General features: G+C 69.6%; 28 protein-coding genes. 24 read left to right on the plus strand and 4 right to left on the minus strand.

Annotated features, from left to right (window positions below):
- Window positions 1–7 precede the first annotated feature (7 nt).
- Genes CCO04_RS12995 through CCO04_RS13010 form a run of 4 tightly spaced genes read right to left on the minus strand, consistent with a single transcriptional unit; the run spans window position 8 to window position 3,964 of the window.
- Complete coding sequence (locus tag CCO04_RS12995; protein ID WP_215814561.1) at window positions 8–994, minus strand: MoxR family ATPase; 987 nt, start codon at window positions 992–994, stop codon at window positions 8–10.
- The gene (locus tag CCO04_RS13000; protein WP_215814562.1) at window positions 991–2,175 is read right to left on the minus strand and encodes a DUF4350 domain-containing protein; all 1,185 of its coding nucleotides are present in this window, start codon (window positions 2,173–2,175) and stop codon (window positions 991–993) included. Before CCO04_RS13000 ends, CCO04_RS12995 begins: the two co-directional genes overlap by 4 nt.
- Entirely contained in the window at window positions 2,172–2,819 is a 648-nt protein-coding gene (locus tag CCO04_RS13005; protein ID WP_215814563.1) for a DUF4129 domain-containing protein, read from the minus strand. The genes CCO04_RS13000 and CCO04_RS13005 overlap by 4 nt, the downstream gene beginning before the upstream one ends.
- The gene (locus CCO04_RS13010; protein ID WP_215814564.1) at window positions 2,816–3,964 is read right to left on the minus strand and encodes a hypothetical protein; all 1,149 of its coding nucleotides are present in this window, start codon (window positions 3,962–3,964) and stop codon (window positions 2,816–2,818) included. Before CCO04_RS13010 ends, CCO04_RS13005 begins: the two co-directional genes overlap by 4 nt.
- Before the next feature lie 427 nt (window positions 3,965–4,391).
- On the opposite strand from CCO04_RS13010, the gene rpsJ reads away from it, so the two are divergent.
- From rpsJ to map, 24 genes are all read left to right on the plus strand, one after another.
- On the plus strand, window positions 4,392–4,700 hold the full coding sequence (rpsJ, locus tag CCO04_RS13015; RefSeq protein ID WP_007078637.1) for a 30S ribosomal protein S10: 309 nt from the start codon (window positions 4,392–4,394) through the stop codon (window positions 4,698–4,700).
- A 10-nt stretch (window positions 4,701–4,710) separates the two neighbouring features.
- The gene (rplC, locus tag CCO04_RS13020; protein WP_139621521.1) at window positions 4,711–5,361 is read left to right on the plus strand and encodes a 50S ribosomal protein L3; all 651 of its coding nucleotides are present in this window, start codon (window positions 4,711–4,713) and stop codon (window positions 5,359–5,361) included.
- A gap of 5 nt (window positions 5,362–5,366) precedes the next feature.
- Window positions 5,367–5,975 carry a 50S ribosomal protein L4 gene (gene rplD / locus CCO04_RS13025; RefSeq protein WP_215814565.1) on the plus strand — a complete coding sequence of 203 codons (609 nt, stop codon included), beginning with the start codon at window positions 5,367–5,369 and terminating at the stop codon, window positions 5,973–5,975.
- Window positions 5,975–6,280 (plus strand): 50S ribosomal protein L23, encoded by a 306-nt coding sequence (gene rplW, locus CCO04_RS13030; protein WP_215814566.1) that lies wholly within the window; start codon window positions 5,975–5,977, stop codon window positions 6,278–6,280. Before rplD ends, rplW begins: the two co-directional genes overlap by 1 nt.
- Window positions 6,281–6,304: 24 nt before the next feature.
- A complete protein-coding gene (gene rplB / locus CCO04_RS13035) occupies window positions 6,305–7,141 on the plus strand; it encodes a 50S ribosomal protein L2 (RefSeq protein ID WP_107779312.1) in 837 nt (278 codons plus the stop codon).
- A 12-nt stretch (window positions 7,142–7,153) separates the two neighbouring features.
- Complete coding sequence (rpsS, locus tag CCO04_RS13040) at window positions 7,154–7,435, plus strand: 30S ribosomal protein S19 (protein ID WP_215814567.1); 282 nt, start codon at window positions 7,154–7,156, stop codon at window positions 7,433–7,435.
- Window positions 7,432–7,851: a 50S ribosomal protein L22 gene (gene rplV, locus CCO04_RS13045; protein ID WP_215814568.1), complete on the plus strand. Its 420-nt coding sequence runs from the start codon at window positions 7,432–7,434 to the stop codon at window positions 7,849–7,851. The genes rpsS and rplV overlap by 4 nt, the downstream gene beginning before the upstream one ends.
- Complete coding sequence (rpsC, locus tag CCO04_RS13050) at window positions 7,851–8,678, plus strand: 30S ribosomal protein S3 (protein WP_215814569.1); 828 nt, start codon at window positions 7,851–7,853, stop codon at window positions 8,676–8,678. Before rplV ends, rpsC begins: the two co-directional genes overlap by 1 nt.
- 3 nt (window positions 8,679–8,681) lie before the next feature.
- A complete protein-coding gene (gene rplP, locus CCO04_RS13055; protein WP_038681126.1) occupies window positions 8,682–9,101 on the plus strand; it encodes a 50S ribosomal protein L16 in 420 nt (139 codons plus the stop codon).
- On the plus strand, window positions 9,101–9,337 hold the full coding sequence (gene rpmC, locus CCO04_RS13060) for a 50S ribosomal protein L29 (protein ID WP_038681124.1): 237 nt from the start codon (window positions 9,101–9,103) through the stop codon (window positions 9,335–9,337). Before rplP ends, rpmC begins: the two co-directional genes overlap by 1 nt.
- Window positions 9,337–9,612 (plus strand): 30S ribosomal protein S17, encoded by a 276-nt coding sequence (rpsQ, locus tag CCO04_RS13065; protein ID WP_038681122.1) that lies wholly within the window; start codon window positions 9,337–9,339, stop codon window positions 9,610–9,612. The genes rpmC and rpsQ overlap by 1 nt, the downstream gene beginning before the upstream one ends.
- Before the next feature lie 67 nt (window positions 9,613–9,679).
- Entirely contained in the window at window positions 9,680–10,048 is a 369-nt protein-coding gene (gene rplN / locus CCO04_RS13070) for a 50S ribosomal protein L14 (protein ID WP_011757324.1), read from the plus strand.
- Entirely contained in the window at window positions 10,048–10,443 is a 396-nt protein-coding gene (gene rplX / locus CCO04_RS13075) for a 50S ribosomal protein L24 (RefSeq protein WP_215814570.1), read from the plus strand. Before rplN ends, rplX begins: the two co-directional genes overlap by 1 nt.
- 1 nt (window position 10,444) lies before the next feature.
- A complete protein-coding gene (rplE, locus tag CCO04_RS13080; protein WP_215814571.1) occupies window positions 10,445–11,014 on the plus strand; it encodes a 50S ribosomal protein L5 in 570 nt (189 codons plus the stop codon).
- A 1-nt stretch (window position 11,015) separates the two neighbouring features.
- The gene (locus CCO04_RS13085; protein ID WP_011757321.1) at window positions 11,016–11,201 is read left to right on the plus strand and encodes a type Z 30S ribosomal protein S14; all 186 of its coding nucleotides are present in this window, start codon (window positions 11,016–11,018) and stop codon (window positions 11,199–11,201) included.
- Window positions 11,202–11,268: 67 nt separating this feature from the next.
- Complete coding sequence (rpsH, locus tag CCO04_RS13090; RefSeq protein WP_215814572.1) at window positions 11,269–11,673, plus strand: 30S ribosomal protein S8; 405 nt, start codon at window positions 11,269–11,271, stop codon at window positions 11,671–11,673.
- A gap of 22 nt (window positions 11,674–11,695) precedes the next feature.
- Complete coding sequence (gene rplF / locus CCO04_RS13095; protein WP_215814573.1) at window positions 11,696–12,235, plus strand: 50S ribosomal protein L6; 540 nt, start codon at window positions 11,696–11,698, stop codon at window positions 12,233–12,235.
- Window position 12,236: 1 nt separating this feature from the next.
- Window positions 12,237–12,620 carry a 50S ribosomal protein L18 gene (gene rplR / locus CCO04_RS13100; protein WP_215814574.1) on the plus strand — a complete coding sequence of 128 codons (384 nt, stop codon included), beginning with the start codon at window positions 12,237–12,239 and terminating at the stop codon, window positions 12,618–12,620.
- A gap of 25 nt (window positions 12,621–12,645) precedes the next feature.
- Complete coding sequence (rpsE, locus tag CCO04_RS13105) at window positions 12,646–13,290, plus strand: 30S ribosomal protein S5 (protein WP_215814575.1); 645 nt, start codon at window positions 12,646–12,648, stop codon at window positions 13,288–13,290.
- Window positions 13,290–13,478, plus strand: a complete 189-nt coding sequence (gene rpmD / locus CCO04_RS13110) for a 50S ribosomal protein L30 (RefSeq protein ID WP_056894483.1) — start codon at window positions 13,290–13,292, stop codon at window positions 13,476–13,478. The genes rpsE and rpmD overlap by 1 nt, the downstream gene beginning before the upstream one ends.
- A 2-nt stretch (window positions 13,479–13,480) precedes the next feature.
- Entirely contained in the window at window positions 13,481–13,921 is a 441-nt protein-coding gene (rplO, locus tag CCO04_RS13115) for a 50S ribosomal protein L15 (RefSeq protein ID WP_215814576.1), read from the plus strand.
- Between the two features lie 228 nt (window positions 13,922–14,149).
- Window positions 14,150–15,460, plus strand: a complete 1,311-nt coding sequence (gene secY / locus CCO04_RS13120) for a preprotein translocase subunit SecY (RefSeq protein WP_215814577.1) — start codon at window positions 14,150–14,152, stop codon at window positions 15,458–15,460.
- Window positions 15,457–16,032: an adenylate kinase gene (locus CCO04_RS13125; protein ID WP_215814578.1), complete on the plus strand. Its 576-nt coding sequence runs from the start codon at window positions 15,457–15,459 to the stop codon at window positions 16,030–16,032. The genes secY and CCO04_RS13125 overlap by 4 nt, the downstream gene beginning before the upstream one ends.
- Before the next feature lie 14 nt (window positions 16,033–16,046).
- Window positions 16,047–16,871: a type I methionyl aminopeptidase gene (gene map / locus CCO04_RS13130; RefSeq protein WP_256448506.1), complete on the plus strand. Its 825-nt coding sequence runs from the start codon at window positions 16,047–16,049 to the stop codon at window positions 16,869–16,871.
- The last annotated feature ends 51 nt before the right edge of the window (window positions 16,872–16,922 follow it).

Below are 16,922 nucleotides of genomic sequence, written 5' to 3' on the forward strand. Positions count from 1 at the left end.
GGCTGCCTCAGCGGGGGACGGGCACGGAGGCGACGGCCGAGGCGAGCACCTGGGCGACGTCGACGCCCTCGAGCTCGGCCTCGGGGCGGACGCCGAGGCGGTGCGCGAGGGTGGCCTGGGTGAGCGCCTTGACGTCGTCGGGGGTGACGAAGCCGCGTCCGGAGAGCCAGGCCCAGGCGCGGGCGGCGCGGAGCAGGGCGGTCGCGCCGCGCGGGCTGACGCCGAGGGAGAGGGACGGCGACTGCCGGGTGGCGCGGGCGATGTCGACGATGTAGCCGGCGACCTCGGGGGAGACCTGGACGCCCTTGACCGCGGCCTGGCCGGCCTCGATGTCGGCGCCGCTGGCCACGGCGGTGACCCCGGCTCCGGCGACGTCGCGCGGGTCGAAGCCGCCGGCGTGGCGGGTCAGGATGGTGACCTCGTCCTCGCGCGGCGGGACGGGCAGCACCACCTTGAGCAGGAAGCGGTCGAGCTGGGCCTCGGGCAGCGGGTAGGTGCCCTCGAACTCGACGGGGTTCTGGGTCGCGGCGACCAGGAACGGGCGCGGCAGCGGGCGGGTGACGCCGTCGGCGGAGACCTGACCCTCCTCCATCGCCTCGAGCAGCGCGGACTGCGTCTTGGGCGGGGTCCGGTTGATCTCGTCGGCGAGCAGCAGGTTGGTGAAGATCGGCCCCTCGCGGAAGCTCAGCTCGCCGCTGCGCCCGGTGGAGTCGATGACGAGCGAGCCGGTGATGTCGCCGGGCATGAGGTCGGGGGTGAACTGCACCCGCCGGGTCTGCACGTCGAGGCTCGCGGCCAGGGTGCGCACGAGGAGCGTCTTGGCGGTGCCGGGCACGCCCTCCATGAGCACGTGACCGCCGCAGAGCAGGGCGACGAGCAGGCCGGAGACGGCCGCCTCTTGGCCGACGACGGCCTTGGCGACCTCGTCGCGGACGGCGAGCAGCCGCTCGCGCACCCGCGGGTCCACGGTCTCGGGGTAGGCGGTCTGGGTCATGCGCGTCGTACCTCTCTCCTCAGTAGGGCCAGGTCCTGGGCGAGCCGGACCAGCTCCTGGTCGTTCGCCGGGGGTGGTCGGTGGTCGTCGAGCAGCGCGGCGACGCTCTCGACGGGGGTGCCGAGGTGGCGGGCCGCGGCCTCGACGACGGCGGCCGGCGCGGCCCGGCGGTCGAGCCCCAGCAGGCCGGCCAGGTCGGTGCGCGCGGCGCGGCGCAGGGCGTGCGCGGCGTGGGCCCGGTCGCCGCTGCGGCGGTACATCCGGCCGCGGCTGCGCGTGGTCTCGACGGCCCGGACGACGACCGGCAGCGGCTCGGTCGTCAGCGGCCCGAGCCGGCGGAAGCGCCAGCAGACCAGGCCGATCCCGGCCAGGAGGACCATCCACAGCCCCGGCACCAGCCAGTCGGGCAGCAGCGAGCCGAGGGTCACCGCGTCGCCCGGAGCGGCGTCGGCGGGGTCGGGCACGTACCAGACGAGCTGCTCGTCCTGGCCGAGCAGGCGCAGCGCGATCGCGGCGTTGTCGGCCCGGGTGACCTGGTCGTTGGTCAGCGCCTGGGCGGCGCCGAAGAGCACCAGCTCGCCGTCGGCGTCGCGCACCGTGCGCAGGATCGGGCCGAGCTCGCGGGTGAAGCAGCCGGTCCCGTTGTAGGCCGTCGCGTCGTCCACCTCGAGCCGCAGCCCGTCGAGGTCGACGCCGGCGAGCGGCGCGCAGTCGGCCTCGACGGCGTGCCCGGTGCTCGGCGAGACGGGGAGCGTGCTCAGGTCCGGGTCGATCTGCTGCACCAGCCCGTACGACGGCTCGACGAGCACCACGCGCGCCGGGCCCACGTGGCGGCGCAGTCGCTCCAGGGTGCTGCGCGTGAGCTGGTCGGGCCGGGTGACCACGACGGTGGCCTCGCGGCGTACGTCGACGTCGTCGAGCTCGGCGGCGGAGCGGGCGATGGTCACCTCGACGCCCTGGTCGGCGAGCACCCGGGCCAGCGCCTGCGCGCCGTCGGGCTTGGGATTGCGGGGGTCGGCCAGGCCGGCGTACTTCTCGCCGTCGCGCGAGACCCAGGCGCCCACGACCAGCGCGAGCACGACCGCGACGGTGAGCACCACCCAGGCGGGCGGACGGCGGCGCCGGGCACCGCCGGCCGGGGTGCTCGCGGCGGCGGGGGAGTCGAGGACTGGCGCGCTCACCGGCGTACCGCCCGTCCGCCGAGGGCCTCGTCGAGCGCGAGCAGGTCGCGGGCCTGGTCGGCGCTGGCCGGCCGCTCGCCGTAGAGCACCTCGTCGAAGAGGTCCGCGCCGCGCAGGACGGCACCGCGCCGGTCGGGGAAGACCGTGCCGAGCGCGCCGGCCAGCTCGTGCGCCGTGGCCTGGGGGAGGTCCTCGATCCGGCCCCGCTCGACCTGGCGCACGGCGACCGCGCGGAAGGCGTCGACGAGCGCGGCCGAGGGGTCCCCGGCGGCGAGCGCCGCCTCGGCGCGGGCGCGCAGCTCGTCGGCGCTGATCACCTCGCCGCCCAGCGCGGGCCGGGCCGCGGCGGTGCCGCGGGCGGTGGCCCGGGCCCGGCTGACCAGGAACAGCACGGCGCCGGCCAGGGCCAGGACGACCAGGGTCGCGATGACGGCCATCACCGGCGAGGAGCCGGAGGCCGCGCCGACGGTGTTGTCGATGAGCCGCCCGAGCCAGCGGTCGAGCCGCTCGAGCAGGTCGGTGTCGTGGTACTCCGGGCGAGCCAGCTCGCGGCGCAGCGCACCGCGCGCCTCGTCGCCGCTCGGGTCGAGCGGTGGGTCGAGGCGCGACCCGGCCAGGGTCAGCGCGAGGGCCGGCCAGGTCATGCGGGAACGATCCCCGCCTCACGCATGAGCTCGACGTCGAACGCTTCCTTGCGCATCCGCAGGTCGACGTACTGCACCGAGGCGACGGTGGCCTGGAAGGGTGCGACGAAGGCGTTCTGGACGAGCAGGGCGACGGCCTGGCTGAGCACCAGGATGAGCGGGGTGTACTCCGGCACGGCCAGCGCGCCCAGGTTGCCGATCAGGCTCACCGGCGTGGACAGGATGCCGCCGGCGAAGCCGGCGATGAGCACGGTGAGCGCCGCGATGCCGAAGGTGCGCCAGTACTGGCGCGAGGTCAGCCGCCAGCCGCGGCCCAGCGCGCCGAAGACGCCGACCGGCTCGAGCATGAGCGCGGGCACCGGCAGGTAGTAGAGGCGGATCCACAGCCACGCGCACAGCGCGAGGAAGGCCGGGACCGTGACCAGGCCCCACAGGATGATCGGCACCGGGTCCTGGGTCACCACGACCACCACGAACCACAGCACGGCGTAGGTCACGATGAGCGCCAGCAGCCCGACGTTGAGGAGCAGGGTCAGCCCGAGCAGCCGCCAGCGCTTGCCGTGGGTCGCGGCCCAGGCCTCGCCGAGGCTCAGCCGGCGCCCGACCGCGGCCGCGCGGGTCACGTGGGCGATCATCCCGGTCACGAAGACCACGCCGACCTGGGCCAGCAGCATCGAGGCGAGCAGGGAGCCGTAGGCGGCCAGCACGCCGAGGGCGTCGGCGAGCGAGGCGTCGCTGGCGAGCTCGCCGGAGCTGTCGACCGCGAGGCCGGCGGTGAAGGTCAGGACGGTGGTGACCAGCACCGGGACGAGCATCGCCACGGCGGTCACCATGACGGCCGCGCCCACGGTGGCCTTGGGGTTGAACCGGATGATCCGGAAGGCGCCGTCGTACATGTTGCCGAGGGTGAGGGGGCGCAGCGGCAGCGCGCCCGGCTTGTGCGCGGCGCCCAGCATCAGGCCCGGCCGCGGACCCTGGCCCGGACCCTGGCCCGGCCCGTAGGACGCCCAGGCGGGGGCCGGGGGCGGCGGGGGAGTGCCGTCGTACGGCGCGGGGGCGCCGGGCGGCAGGAAGGCTCCCCGCGCCGGCTCCTGCGGGGGCGGTGCGCCCGGCGGCGGGAACTGCGGCGACGCGCCGTCGGTCATCGTTCTCCTCGGGTCGAACGGGGGTGGCTGAGGGGTGGCACCATCCTTGCATCCCGCCCTCGGCGAGCAGTCGCCTTGGCAATTTGGTCGCCCGCCGGAACTCTGCCAAGATGTTCCGGTTGCTCCGATGGGTTATCGGGGTGCGCGCTAGACCTTGACTACTGAATCGTGTCTCCCCCGCGGAGCGTTCGGGTTCTTCCCGATCCGCCGCGGCGAGCGTGCTCGGTCGTCGAACGTCCCTCGCACCGCACGCCACCGGATCTCTTCCGAGAGAGCCGGCGGTGAGACCCGAAGCAGCCAAGAACAACAGCTCCACTTCCCCACCAGGGGAGAGGTGTGTGCCCACTACCAAGTGCGACACGCCCGACCTCGGGGGTCGGGGCTGAAGGACCCAGAGTCGTACGACGAGTAAGGACGAGAGAGACCTATGGCGGGACAGAAGATCCGCATCAGGCTCAAGGCCTATGACCACGAGGTGATCGACACCTCGGCGCGCAAGATCGTGGACACGGTCACCCGTACGGGTGCGAAGGTCGCTGGCCCGGTGCCGCTGCCGACGGAGAAGAACGTGTTCTGTGTCATTCGCTCGCCGCACAAGTACAAGGACTCGCGCGAGCACTTCGAGATGCGTACGCACAAGCGTCTCATCGACATCATCGACCCCACGCCGAAGACCGTCGACAGCCTCATGCGTCTCGACCTGCCGGCCGGTGTCGACATCGAGATCAAGCTCTGAGGTTCGAGACATGACTATTGAGCGCAACGTGAAGGGCCTGCTGGGCACCAAGCTCGGCATGACCCAGCTCTGGGACGAGAACAACCGGGTCATCCCGGTGACCGTGGTCGCCGCGGGCACCAACGTGGTCACCCAGGTCCGCCAGCCCGAGCCGGACGGCTACAACGCCATCCAGATCGGCTTCGGCGAGATCGAGGGCCGCAAGGTCAACAAGCCGCAGGCGGGCCACTTCGCCAAGGCCGGCACCACGCCGCGCCGCCACGTGGTCGAGATCCGCACCGCGGACGCGTCGGAGTACACCGTCGGCCAGGAGCTGCCCGTCGACACGTTCGAGGCCGGCCAGGCCATCGACGTGACCGGCACCAGCAAGGGCAAGGGCTTCGCCGGTGTCATGAAGCGGCACGGCTTCGCCGGTGTGAGCGCCTCGCACGGTGCCCACCGCAACCACCGCAAGCCGGGCTCGATCGGCGCCTGCGCCACGCCGGGTCGCGTGTTCAAGGGTCTGCGCATGGCCGGCCGCATGGGTACCGACACCGTCACCACCCAGAACGTCACCGTCCACGCCGTCGACGTCGAGAAGGGCATCGTCCTGATCAAGGGCGCCGTCCCCGGCCCCAAGGGCGGCCTCGTCGTCCTGCGCACGGCTGCGAAGAAGGGCTGAGCACCATGGCCAAGACCGTTTCCGTCGACCTTCCCGCCGAGATCTTCGACGTCGAGGTCAACATCCCGCTGATCCACCAGGTCGTCGTCGCCCAGCAGGCGGCGGCGCGCCAGGGCACCCACTCCACCAAGCGTCGCGGCGAGGTCCGCGGTGGTGGCAAGAAGCCCTACAAGCAGAAGGGCACCGGCCGCGCCCGTCAGGGCTCGACCCGCGCGCCGCAGTTCGCCGGCGGTGGCATCGTCCACGGCCCGCAGCCGCGTGACTACAGCCAGCGCACCCCCAAGAAGATGAAGGCTGCCGCCCTGCGCGCCGCCCTCTCCGACCGGGCGCGCAACGAGCGGATCCACGTCGTCGAGGCCCTCGTGGCCGGCGACAAGCCCTCGACCAAGGCCGCGCTCGCCTCGCTCTTCGAGCTGACCACCCGCCGCAAGTTCCTCGTCGTGCTCGAGCGCGCCGACAGCCTCACCTGGCTCTCGCTGCGCAACGCGCCCGAGGTCCACATCGTGGCGGTCGACCAGCTCAACACCCGCGACGTCCTCGTGAGCGACGACGTGGTGTTCAGCAAGGCCGCGTTCGACCGCCTCGTCGGTGGCAACGCCGAGGAGGAGAACTGATGAGCACCCTGCACAAGGACCACCGCGACATCCTGATCGCGCCGGTGGTGTCGGAGAAGAGCTACAGCCTCCTCGACAACAACAAGTACACGTTCCTGGTGCGTCCCGACGCCAACAAGACCGAGATCAAGATCGCGGTCGAGAAGGTCTTCGGCGTCAAGGTCACCTCGGTCAACACCCTCAACCGGCCGGGCAAGGTCCGCCGGACCCGCCACGGCCTCGGCAAGCGCAAGGACACCAAGCGCGCCATCGTGAGCCTGGCCGAGGGTCACCGCATCGACATCTTCGGAGGTCCGGTCTCCTGACCGGGCTAGGTAGAGGAATCTGACATGGCTATCCGTAAGTACAAGCCGACCACCCCGGGCCGTCGTGGCTCCTCGGTGGCCGACTTCGCCGAGATCACCCGCACCACGCCGGAGAAGTCGCTGACCCGTCCGCTGCCCAAGAAGGGCGGCCGCAACAACCAGGGCCGGATCACCACCCGGCACCACGGTGGCGGTCACAAGCGCGCCTACCGCGTCATCGACTTCCGTCGCTACGACAAGGACGGCGTGCCGGCCAAGGTCGCGCACATCGAGTACGACCCCAACCGCACCGCGCGCATCGCGCTGCTGCACTACGCCGACGGCGAGAAGCGCTACATCGTGGCGCCGAAGGATCTCGTCCAGGGCATGCGGGTCGAGGCCGGTGTCGGCGCCGACATCAAGCCGGGCAACAACCTGCCGCTGCGCAACATCCCCGTCGGTACGACGATCCACTGCGTGGAGCTTCGTCCCGGTGGCGGCGCCAAGCTGGCCCGCTCGGCCGGCAACAGCGCCCAGCTGGTCGCTCGTGAGGGCTCCCGCGCGACGCTGCGTCTGCCCTCGGGCGAGATGCGCTACGTCGACGTGCGCTGCCGCGCGACGGTCGGCGAGGTCGGCAACGCCGAGCAGTCGAACATCAACTGGGGCAAGGCCGGCCGGATGCGCTGGAAGGGCAAGCGCCCGACCGTCCGTGGTGTCGTCATGAACCCGGTCGACCACCCGCACGGTGGTGGTGAGGGCAAGACGTCCGGTGGTCGCCACCCCGTCTCGCCGTGGGGCAAGCCCGAGGGCCGTACGCGCAAGCGCAAGGCCAGCGACTCCCAGATCATCCGTCGCCGCAAGTCCGGCAAGAACAAGCGCTGAAGGAACTGAGAGATGCCTCGCAGCCTCAAGAAGGGCCCCTTCGTCGACGGCCACCTGCTCAAGAAGGTGGACGCGGAGAACGAGAAGGGCAGCCACAACGTCATCAAGACCTGGTCGCGCCGGTCCATGATCATCCCCTCGATGATCGGCCACACGATCGCGGTCCACGACGGGCGCAAGCACGTGCCGGTCTTCATCTCCGACTCCATGGTCGGCCACAAGCTCGGTGAGTTCGCGCCGACCCGCACCTACCGCGGTCACGTCAAGGAAGACCGGAAGGGACGCCGTCGATGAGCACCACTGAGCGCAACCGCGTCAGCGCGCGGCGCGAGTCGATCCTGGGCGACGAGCCCGGCGCCTTCGCGACCGCCCGCTTCGTGCGGATCACCCCGATGAAGGCGCGCCGCGTCATCGACCTGGTTCGCGGCCTGCCCGCCGACGAGGCCCTGACGCTGCTGCAGTTCGCGCCGCAGTCGGCCTCCGAGACCGTCGCCAAGGTGCTCCAGAGCGCCGTCGCGAACGCCACGACGACCGAGGGTCTGCCCGCCGGCGACCTGGTCGTCTCGGTCGCCCGCGTCGACGAGGGTCCGACGATGAAGCGTTGGCGTCCCCGTGCGCAGGGCCGGGCCACCCGGATCAACAAGCGCACGAGCCACATCACCATCGCGGTCCAGCCGGCTGAGGTCGTCGCGAAGAAGGGCAAGAAGTAATGGGTCAGAAGATCAACCCGAACGGCTTCCGCCTCGGCATCTCCACCGACCACAAGTCGCGTTGGTACGCCGACAAGCTGTACAAGGCCTACGTCGGCGAGGACGTCGCCATCCGCAAGCTGCTCAGCAAGGGCATGGAGCGGGCCGGCATCGCCAAGGTCGAGATCGAGCGCACCCGCGACCGGGTCCGCGTCGACATCCACACCGCGCGTCCGGGCATCGTCATCGGTCGCCGTGGCGCCGAGGCCGACCGCATCCGTGGCGAGCTCGAGAAGCTGACCGGCAAGCAGGTCCAGCTCAACATCCTCGAGGTCAAGAACCCCGAGATCGACGCGCAGCTGGTCGCCCAGGGCGTCGCCGAGCAGCTCTCGGGCCGCGTGCAGTTCCGCCGCGCGATGCGCAAGGCCATGCAGACCTCGATGCGTTCCGGTGCCAAGGGCATCCGGATCCAGTGCTCCGGCCGCCTCAACGGCGCCGAGATGTCGCGCACCGAGTTCTACCGCGAGGGTCGCGTCCCGCTGCACACGCTGCGTGCCGACATCGACTACGGCTTCTACGAGGCCCGCACGACCTTCGGCCGCATCGGCGTGAAGGTCTGGATCTACAAGGGCGAGGTCGCCGGCACCCGTGCCGAGCGTCAGGCCCAGGCCGCTGCCCGCGCCGGTGTCCCCGGCCGCGGTGGCCGCCCCAGCCGTGGTGGCGACCGTCCGACCCGTGGGTCGCGCGGCGACCGCCCGAACCGCTCCGACCGCAACGCGGACGCGCCGGCCGAGGCCGCTGCTCCCGAGGCTGCCGCGGTCGAGCCGACCACCGGAACGGAGTCCTGACCCATGTTGATGCCGCGTCGCGTCAAGCACCGCAAGCAGCACCACCCGAAGCGTCGGGGTGCGGCCAAGGGCGGTACGTCGCTGGCGTTCGGTGACTTCGGTATCCAGGCGGTCGAGGGTCACTACGTGACCAACCGCCAGATCGAGTCGGCCCGTATCGCCATGACCCGCCACATCAAGCGTGGCGGCAAGGTCTGGATCAACATCTACCCGGACCGTCCCCTCACCAAGAAGCCTGCCGAGACCCGCATGGGTTCCGGTAAGGGTTCCCCGGAGTGGTGGGTCGCCAACGTCAAGCCCGGCCGCGTCATGTTCGAGCTGTCCGGTGTTCCCGAGGACGTCGCCCGTGAGGCGATGCGCCGGGCCATCCACAAGCTCCCCATGAAGTGCCGTTTCATCACGCGAGAGGCTGGTGAGTTCTGATGGCGAACCTGATCCACGCCCACGAGCTGGACGAGCTCAACGACACCGACCTCGAGGCCAAGCTGCGCGAGGCCAAGGAGGAGCTGTTCAACCTGCGCTTCCAGGCGGCCACCGGCCAGCTGGAGAGCCACGGTCGGCTCCGCACGGTCAAGAAGGACATCGCCCGGATCTACACCGTGGTGCGCGAGCGCGAGCTCGGCATCCGGACCGCCCCGGGTACCGAGGAGGAGAACTGATGAGCGAGTCCGCCGAGACGACTCAGCGCAACGCCCGCAAGACCCGCGAGGGCCTCGTAGTCAGCGACAAGATGGACAAGACCGTGGTCGTGTCCGTCGAGGACCGCGTCAAGCACGCTCTGTACGGCAAGGTCCTGCGCCGCAACACGCGGCTCAAGGCTCACGACGAGCAGAACGACTGCGGCGTCGGCGACCGCGTCCTCATCATGGAGACCCGCCCGCTCTCGGCCACCAAGCGCTGGCGCGTGGTGGAGATCCTCGAGCGCGCGAAGTAAATCCGTTCGGCCAGGCTCAGACCCCAGTTGAGGGCCTGAGAACCGGCACGACAACCAGGAGAAATCGATGATTCAGCAGGAGTCGCGACTCAAGGTCGCCGACAACACCGGTGCCAAGGAGATCCTTTGCATCCGGGTGCTCGGCGGCTCCGGTCGTCGCTACGCCGGCATCGGCGACGTCATCGTCGCCACCGTCAAGGACGCCATCCCCGGCGGCAACGTCAAGAAGGGCGACGTCGTCAAGGCGGTCGTCGTGCGCACCGTCAAGGAGCGCCGCCGGCCCGATGGCTCGTACATCCGCTTCGACGAGAACGCGGCGGTGATCCTCAAGAACGACGGTGAGCCCCGTGGCACGCGCATCTTCGGCCCCGTGGGCCGTGAGCTGCGCGAGAAGAAGTTCATGAAGATCATCTCGCTCGCGCCGGAGGTGCTGTGATGGCTACCCGCAAGAAGTCCGAGCAGGTGCGCAAGAAGCCCAACCTGCGCGTCAAGAAGGGCGACACCGTCAAGGTCATCGCCGGCAAGGACAAGGGCGCCGAGGGCAAGATCATCAAGGTTCTCCGTGAGGAGGAGCGGGTGATCGTCGAGGGCGTCAACCGGATCAAGAAGCACACCAAGGTCGTCGACCAGGGTGGGCGCGCCGGCAACACCGGCGGCATCATCACCACCGAGGCCCCCATCCACGTGTCCAACGTGATGCTGGTCGAGGGCGACGGCGTGACCAAGATCGGCTACAAGCGGGTCGACGTCACCAAGCGCCGCCCCGACGGCTCGGAGTACCCGTCGACGCGCAGCGTCCGTATCTCCCGCAAGACCGGGAAGGAGATCTGAGATGAGCGAGACCACCATCGAGAAGGTCACCCCTCGGCTCAAGACCAAGTACCGCGAGGAGATCCTCCCGGCGCTGCGGTCCGAGTTCGAGATCGCCAACGTCATGCAGGTCCCCGGTCTGACCAAGATCGTGGTCAACATGGGTGTCGGCGAGGCTGCCCGCGACTCGAAGCTGATCGAGGGCGCCATCCGCGACCTCACCGCGATCACCGGCCAGAAGCCGGCCGTGACCAAGGCCCGCAAGTCGATCGCCCAGTTCAAGCTCCGTGAGGGCATGCCGATCGGCACGCACGTCACGCTGCGCGGCGACCGCATGTGGGAGTTCCTGGACCGCCTGCTGTCCCTGGCGCTGCCCCGTATCCGCGACTTCCGGGGCCTCTCGCCCAAGCAGTTCGACGGCCGTGGCAACTACACCTTCGGTCTGACCGAGCAGGTCATGTTCCACGAGATCGACCAGGACAAGGTCGACCGCCAGCGGGGCATGGACATCACCATCGTCACCACGGCGACCAACGACGAGCAGGGGCGCGCGCTGCTGAAGCAGCTCGGCTTCCCGTTCAAGGAGAACTGACATGGCGAAGACTGCGCTCAAGGTCAAGGCCGCCCGCAAGCCCAAGTTCGCGGTGCGCGGTTACACCCGCTGCCAGCGCTGCGGCCGCCCCAAGGCCGTCTACCGCAAGTTCGGCCTGTGCCGGATCTGTCTGCGGGAGATGGCTCACCGTGGTGAGCTGCCCGGCGTCACCAAGTCGAGCTGGTAACCCCAACACGTAGAAGGTCGCACCGCCGACGCGCGGCGCGAAACCACTTCGAGAAAGAACACACATCATGACGATGACTGACCCGATCGCAGACATGCTCACGCGTCTGCGCAACGCCAACCAGGCGTACCACGACGCGGTGACCATGCCGTACAGCAAGCTCAAGGAAGGCGTCGCGGAGATCCTCAAGCAGGAGGGGTACATCACCTCCTTCGCGGTGGCCGACAACGAGAACGGCGTCGGCCAGCTGCTGACGATCACGCTCAAGTACGGCCGCAACCGCGAGCGCTCGATCGCCGGCGTCCGCCGCATCAGCAAGCCCGGTCTGCGGGTGTACGCCAAGCACACCGGCCTGCCCAAGGTCCTCGGTGGCCTCGGCGTCGCGATCATCTCGACGAGCCAGGGCCTGCTGACCGACCGTCAGGCCAACCAGAAGGGCGTGGGTGGGGAAGTCCTCGCCTACGTCTGGTGACAAGGGAAGGAGAGAGAAGAACATGTCGCGCATCGGCAAGCTCCCCGTCCCGGTCCCGGCTGGGGTAGACATCCAGATCAACGGCGCCGACGTCACGGTCAAGGGCCCCAAGGGCACCCTGAGCCACACCGTCGCCGCTCCGATCACCGTCGAGAAGGGCGAGGGCGTCCTGGACGTCAAGCGTCCCGACGACGAGCGTCAGTCCAAGGCCCTCCACGGCCTGTCCCGCACCCTGATCAACAACATGGTCGTGGGCGTGACCGAGGGCTACGAGAAGAAGCTCGAGATCGTGGGCGTGGGTTACCGCGTCCTGTCCAAGGGCCCGACCCAGCTGGAGTTCCAGCTCGGCTACTCGCACCCGATCATCTTCGACGCCCCTGAGGGCATCACCTTCGCGGTGGAGGGTCCGACCAAGCTCGGCGTCGTCGGTATCGACAAGCAGCTGGTCGGCGAGGTCGCCGCCAACATCCGCAAGCTCCGCAAGCCCGAGCCGTACAAGGGCAAGGGCGTCCGGTACGCCGGCGAGCACGTCCGTCGCAAGGTCGGAAAGGCTGGTAAGTGACATGGCGATCACCCTGAAGTACCAGCGGAAGCTGTCCGCTCGCGCGTCGTCGCGCCTGCGTCGCCAGATCCGCGGTCGCAAGAAGATCTCCGGGACGGCCGAGCGTCCGCGCCTGGTCATCACCCGGTCGAGCAAGCACATCACCGCCCAGGTCGTCGACGACCTGGTCGGCAAGACCCTGGTGTCGGCCTCGACCCTCGAAGGCGACCTGCGCGCCCTCGACGGCGACAAGACCGCCAAGGCCAAGAAGGTCGGCGAGCTCGTCGCCGCCCGTGCCAAGGAGCAGGGCGTGGAGTCGGTTGTCTTCGACCGCGCCGGCAACAAGTATCACGGTCGCATCGCGGCCCTGGCAGATGGCGCCCGCGAGGGCGGCCTGACCTTCTGACCGCGAACAGGACTGAGGAGAGATCATGAGCGGAGCCCAGCGCGGACAGCGTTCGGGTGGCGACCGTGGCGGCCGTGGTGGCCGTGACGATCGCCGCGGCGGCGCCGACAAGAACCAGTACGTCGAGCGGGTCGTTGCCATCAACCGTGTCGCCAAGGTCGTGAAGGGTGGACGTCGCTTCAGCTTCACCGCCCTCGTGATCGTGGGTGACGGCGACGGTCTGGTGGGCGTCGGCTACGGCAAGGCCAAGGAAGTTCCCGCGGCGATCGCCAAGGGCGTCGAGGAGGCGAAGAAGAACTTCTTCCGCGTCCCCCGCGTCCAGGGCACGATCCCGCACCCGGTCCAGGGTGAGAAGGCCGCCGGCGTGGTGTTCCTGCGCCCGGCCGCCCCCGGTACCGGTGTCATCGCCGGTGGTCCGGTGCGCGCCGTCCTGGAGTGCGCCGGCATCCACGACGTCCTCAGCAAGTCGCTGGGCTCGTCGAACCAGATCAACATCGTGCACGCGACCGTCGCGGCGCTCCAGATGCTGGAGCAGCCCGAGGCAGTGGCCGCGCGTCGTGGTCTGCCGGTCGAGCACGTCGCCCCGGCGGCGCTGCTCAAGGCCAAGGCCGAGGGCGAGGCCGCTGCGGCGGCCGCGAAGTCCTCCTCGAACCAGGCGGTGTCGGCCTGATGGCACAGCTCAAGGTTCAGCAGACCAAGTCGAAGATCGGCACCAAGGCCAACCAGCGCGAGACCCTGCGCACGCTCGGCCTCAAGCGGATCGGCGATGTCGTGATCAAGGAGGACCGTCCCGAGATCCGGGGCATGGTCCACACCGTCCGTCACCTGGTGACGGTCGAGGTTGTCGGAGGCGAGTGACGATGACGCTCAAGCTGCACCACCTGCGCCCGGCCCCGGGCGCCAAGACCGCCAAGACCCGCGTGGGTCGTGGTGAGGGCTCCAAGGGCAAGACCGCCGGTCGTGGTACCAAGGGCACCAAGGCCCGGTACCAGGTCCCGGTCGCGTTCGAGGGTGGCCAGATGCCGCTCCACATGCGGCTCCCGAAGCTCAAGGGCTTCAAGAACCCGTTCAAGGTGACCTTCCAGGTCGTCAACCTCGACAAGATCAGCGCGCTGTTCCCCGAGGGTGGCGACGTCACCCCGGAGACGCTGGTCGCCAAGGGCGCGGTCCGCAAGGGCCACCCGGTCAAGGTGCTCGGCCAGGGAGACCTGACGGTCAAGGTCACGGTGAGCGCTGACGCGTTCTCGTCCTCGGCCAAGGAGAAGATCGAGAGCGCCGGCGGGACCATCACGGTCCTGTGAGGCACTCGCGAGGGGCGCGGTGGCTGGCTTCGGCCAGGCCGCGCCCTTCGTGTGTCTCAGCCGGATGACGCGGATGCCCTCAAGTGCCCACGACCCCGGCTGGCAGCACGGATGCAACACCCCGCCTGTTAGGCTTCCCGCGGCCGCTCGCCCGTCATCGTCAGGTGGTCACCCCCGCCGGATCGACGGCCTGCCGAGACGGCAGCCTGGAGTAGAAAGAGGACCCGAGTGCTCAGCGCGTTCGTGAACGCCTTCCGGACCCCGGACTTGCGGCGCAAGCTGCTGTTCGTCCTGTTGATCATCGTGATCTTCCGGGCCGGTTCGCAGATTCCCGCCCCTGGCGTGCACGTCTCCAACGTGGAGTTCTGCATCGGTGAGGCCCAGAAGGGCGAGAACGCCAGTCTCTACAGCCTGGTGAATCTCTTCTCCGGTGGCGCCCTGCTCCAGCTGACGATCTTCGCGCTCGGCATCATGCCGTACATCACCGCGAGCATCATCCTGCAGCTGCTCGTCGTCGTGATCCCGCGCCTCGAGGCCCTCAAGAAGGAGGGGCAGGCCGGTCAGACCAAGATCACGCAGTACACGCGGTACCTCACGCTCGGCCTCGCGGTCCTCCAGGCCACCGGCATCGTGGCGCTGGCGCGCTCGCGCAACCTGCTCCAAGGTTGTGATCGCGACCTGTTGCACAGCAACGACACCAAGACCTTCCTGGTCATGGTCGTGACCATGACCGCCGGTACGGCCGTCATCATGTGGCTCGGTGAGCTCATCACCGAGCGCGGTGTCGGCAACGGCATGTCCATCCTCATCTTCACCCAGGTCGTCGCGACCTTCCCGGCCGCGCTGTGGCAGGTGAAGATCACCGAGGGCTGGTGGACCTTCGGCATCGTGGTCGTGATCGGCATGGTGCTGGTCGCAGCCGTCATCTTCATCGAACAGGCGCAGCGCCGGATCCCGGTGCAGTACGCCCGCCGCATGGTGGGGCGCAAGATGTTCGGCGGCAGCTCGACCTACATCCCGCTCAAGGTCAACCAGGCCGGCATCATCCCGGTCATCTTCGCCAGCTCGCTGCTCTACCTGCCGGCGATGGCGGTCCAGTTCAACCAGAACGCCGAGAACCCGAGCAAGGTGATCCGCTGGGTCAACGAGTACCTCGTCGACCAGGGCAACCCGGTCCACATGGCGGCGTACTTCCTGCTGATCATCTTCTTCACCTACTTCTACGTGTCGATCACCTTCAACCCGCAAGAGGTGGCCGACAACATGAAGAAGTACGGCGGCTTCATCCCCGGGATCCGGGCGGGCAAGCCGACCCAGGACTACCTGTCCTACGTCCTGTCCCGCATCACGCTGCCGGGCGCTCTCTACCTGGGTCTGATCTCGCTCGTGCCGCTGATCGCGTTCGTGCTGATCAATGCGTCCCAGAACTTCCCGTTCGGTGGAACCTCCATCCTGATCATGGTGGGTGTCGCCCTCGACACGGTGAAGCAGATCGAGAGCCAGCTCCAGCAGCGCAACTACGAAGGATTCCTGCGTTGAGGCTTCTGATCATGGGCCCCCCGGGGGCCGGCAAGGGCACCCAGGCGAAGGCGGTCGCCGACCACTTCGACGTCCCGGCGATCTCGACCGGCGACATCTTCCGGGCCAACGTCAGCGGGGGCACTCCGCTGGGCGTGGAGGCCAAGAAGTACATGGACGCGGGGGAGTACGTCCCCGACGAGGTCACCAACAACATGGTGCGCAGCCGGATCGCGGAGCCGGACGCCGAGAAGGGCTTCCTGCTCGACGGCTACCCGCGCACGCTGGCCCAGGTCACCGAGCTCGACACGATGGTCCTCGAGACCGGGCACCGCCTCGACGCGGTCCTGGTGCTCACCGTCGACCAGGAGGCGCTCCTGGGCCGGCTCCTCAAGCGGGCCGAGATCGAGGGTCGTGCCGACGACACCGAGGACGTCATCCGGCGTCGTCTCGAGGTCTACGCCGCCGAGACCGAGCCGCTGATCGCGGTGTACGCCGAGCACGGCCTGGTCGTCGAGGTCGACGGCATGGGCGAGATCGATGAGGTCCAGCAGCGGATCTTCGACGCGCTCGACGACATCCCGCAGAGCTGACCCCACCCGGTCCCTTGTTCTTCGACCAGCACCGGATCGAGATCAAGAGCCCCGAGCAGGTCCGCTCGATGCGGACCGCGGGGCTGGTCGTCGGGCGCACGCTGGAGCGGCTCCGGGACGCCGTGCACCCGGGGATCAGCACGGGTGAGCTCGACGCGCTCGCGGAGCAGAGCATCCGTGAGCAGGGCGGCGTCCCCTCGTTCCTCGGGTACGGCGTCCCGCCGTTCCCGGCGAGCATCTGCGCCTCGGTCAACGAGCAGGTCGTGCACGGCGTCCCCGGCGAGCAGGTGCTCGCCGAGGGCGACGTCATCTCCATCGACTGCGGGGCGATCGTCGAGGGCTGGCACGGCGACGCCGCGATCACCGTGGCCGTCGGCCCCGTGCGGCCCGAGGTGGCCGAGCTGGTCCGGGTCACCGAGGAGTCGCTGTGGCGCGGCCTCGCGGCCGCCCGGGTCGGGGGCCGGGTCAGCGACATCTCCCACGCCGTCGAGAGCTACATCCGCGGTGCGGGCGCCTACGGCATCGTCGACGGCTACACCGGTCACGGCATCGGCACCTCGATGCACATGGAGCCGGACGTGCCCAACGAGGGCCGGCCGGGGCGAGGTCCCCGGCTCAAGCGCGGTATCGCGCTGGCGGTGGAGCCGATGATCACCCTCGGCACCCACGACACCGACGTCCTCGACGACGAGTGGACCGTGGTGACCGCCGACGGCACCTGGGCCGCGCACTTCGAGCACACCTTCGCGCTGACCGAGGCCGGGGTCTGGGTGCTGACCGCCGAGGACGGCGGCCGCGCCCGGCTCGAGGCGCTCGGCGTCCCCTTCGGCGGCGAATGACCCTGCCCTGGGGGAGATCCCGGGGGATCCTGGCGAGACCTGGCTAACTTT

The sequence above is a fragment of the Pimelobacter sp. 30-1 genome (assembly GCF_018831735.1).
GTDB lineage: Bacteria > Actinomycetota > Actinomycetes > Propionibacteriales > Nocardioidaceae > Nocardioides.

What these genes read in the sequence shown, in the direction of transcription:
- rplP (WP_038681126.1), top strand. Translation starts at nt 8,682, where the DNA reads ATGTTGATGCCGCGTCGCGTCAAGCACCGCAAGCAGCACCACCCGAAG.
- rplV (WP_215814568.1), top strand. Translation starts at nt 7,432, where the DNA reads ATGAGCACCACTGAGCGCAACCGCGTCAGCGCGCGGCGCGAGTCGATC.
- rpsC (WP_215814569.1), top strand. Translation starts at nt 7,851, where the DNA reads ATGGGTCAGAAGATCAACCCGAACGGCTTCCGCCTCGGCATCTCCACC.
- rplO (WP_215814576.1), top strand. Translation starts at nt 13,481, where the DNA reads ATGACGCTCAAGCTGCACCACCTGCGCCCGGCCCCGGGCGCCAAGACC.
- rpsS (WP_215814567.1), top strand. Translation starts at nt 7,154, where the DNA reads ATGCCTCGCAGCCTCAAGAAGGGCCCCTTCGTCGACGGCCACCTGCTC.
- rpmD (WP_056894483.1), top strand. Translation starts at nt 13,290, where the DNA reads ATGGCACAGCTCAAGGTTCAGCAGACCAAGTCGAAGATCGGCACCAAG.
- rplR (WP_215814574.1), top strand. Translation starts at nt 12,237, where the DNA reads ATGGCGATCACCCTGAAGTACCAGCGGAAGCTGTCCGCTCGCGCGTCG.
- rplX (WP_215814570.1), top strand. Translation starts at nt 10,048, where the DNA reads ATGGCTACCCGCAAGAAGTCCGAGCAGGTGCGCAAGAAGCCCAACCTG.
- rplF (WP_215814573.1), top strand. Translation starts at nt 11,696, where the DNA reads ATGTCGCGCATCGGCAAGCTCCCCGTCCCGGTCCCGGCTGGGGTAGAC.
- rpsH (WP_215814572.1), top strand. Translation starts at nt 11,269, where the DNA reads ATGACGATGACTGACCCGATCGCAGACATGCTCACGCGTCTGCGCAAC.
- rpsE (WP_215814575.1), top strand. Translation starts at nt 12,646, where the DNA reads ATGAGCGGAGCCCAGCGCGGACAGCGTTCGGGTGGCGACCGTGGCGGC.
- rpsJ (WP_007078637.1), top strand. Translation starts at nt 4,392, where the DNA reads ATGGCGGGACAGAAGATCCGCATCAGGCTCAAGGCCTATGACCACGAG.
- CCO04_RS13010 (WP_215814564.1), bottom strand. Translation starts at nt 3,964, where the DNA reads ATGACCGACGGCGCGTCGCCGCAGTTCCCGCCGCCGGGCGCACCGCCC.
- rpmC (WP_038681124.1), top strand. Translation starts at nt 9,101, where the DNA reads ATGGCGAACCTGATCCACGCCCACGAGCTGGACGAGCTCAACGACACC.
- CCO04_RS13085 (WP_011757321.1), top strand. Translation starts at nt 11,016, where the DNA reads ATGGCGAAGACTGCGCTCAAGGTCAAGGCCGCCCGCAAGCCCAAGTTC.
- rplC (WP_139621521.1), top strand. Translation starts at nt 4,711, where the DNA reads ATGACTATTGAGCGCAACGTGAAGGGCCTGCTGGGCACCAAGCTCGGC.
- CCO04_RS13005 (WP_215814563.1), bottom strand. Translation starts at nt 2,819, where the DNA reads ATGACCTGGCCGGCCCTCGCGCTGACCCTGGCCGGGTCGCGCCTCGAC.
- rpsQ (WP_038681122.1), top strand. Translation starts at nt 9,337, where the DNA reads ATGAGCGAGTCCGCCGAGACGACTCAGCGCAACGCCCGCAAGACCCGC.
- rplN (WP_011757324.1), top strand. Translation starts at nt 9,680, where the DNA reads ATGATTCAGCAGGAGTCGCGACTCAAGGTCGCCGACAACACCGGTGCC.
- rplW (WP_215814566.1), top strand. Translation starts at nt 5,975, where the DNA reads ATGAGCACCCTGCACAAGGACCACCGCGACATCCTGATCGCGCCGGTG.
- rplD (WP_215814565.1), top strand. Translation starts at nt 5,367, where the DNA reads ATGGCCAAGACCGTTTCCGTCGACCTTCCCGCCGAGATCTTCGACGTC.
- rplB (WP_107779312.1), top strand. Translation starts at nt 6,305, where the DNA reads ATGGCTATCCGTAAGTACAAGCCGACCACCCCGGGCCGTCGTGGCTCC.
- rplE (WP_215814571.1), top strand. Translation starts at nt 10,445, where the DNA reads ATGAGCGAGACCACCATCGAGAAGGTCACCCCTCGGCTCAAGACCAAG.
- CCO04_RS12995 (WP_215814561.1), bottom strand. Translation starts at nt 994, where the DNA reads ATGACCCAGACCGCCTACCCCGAGACCGTGGACCCGCGGGTGCGCGAG.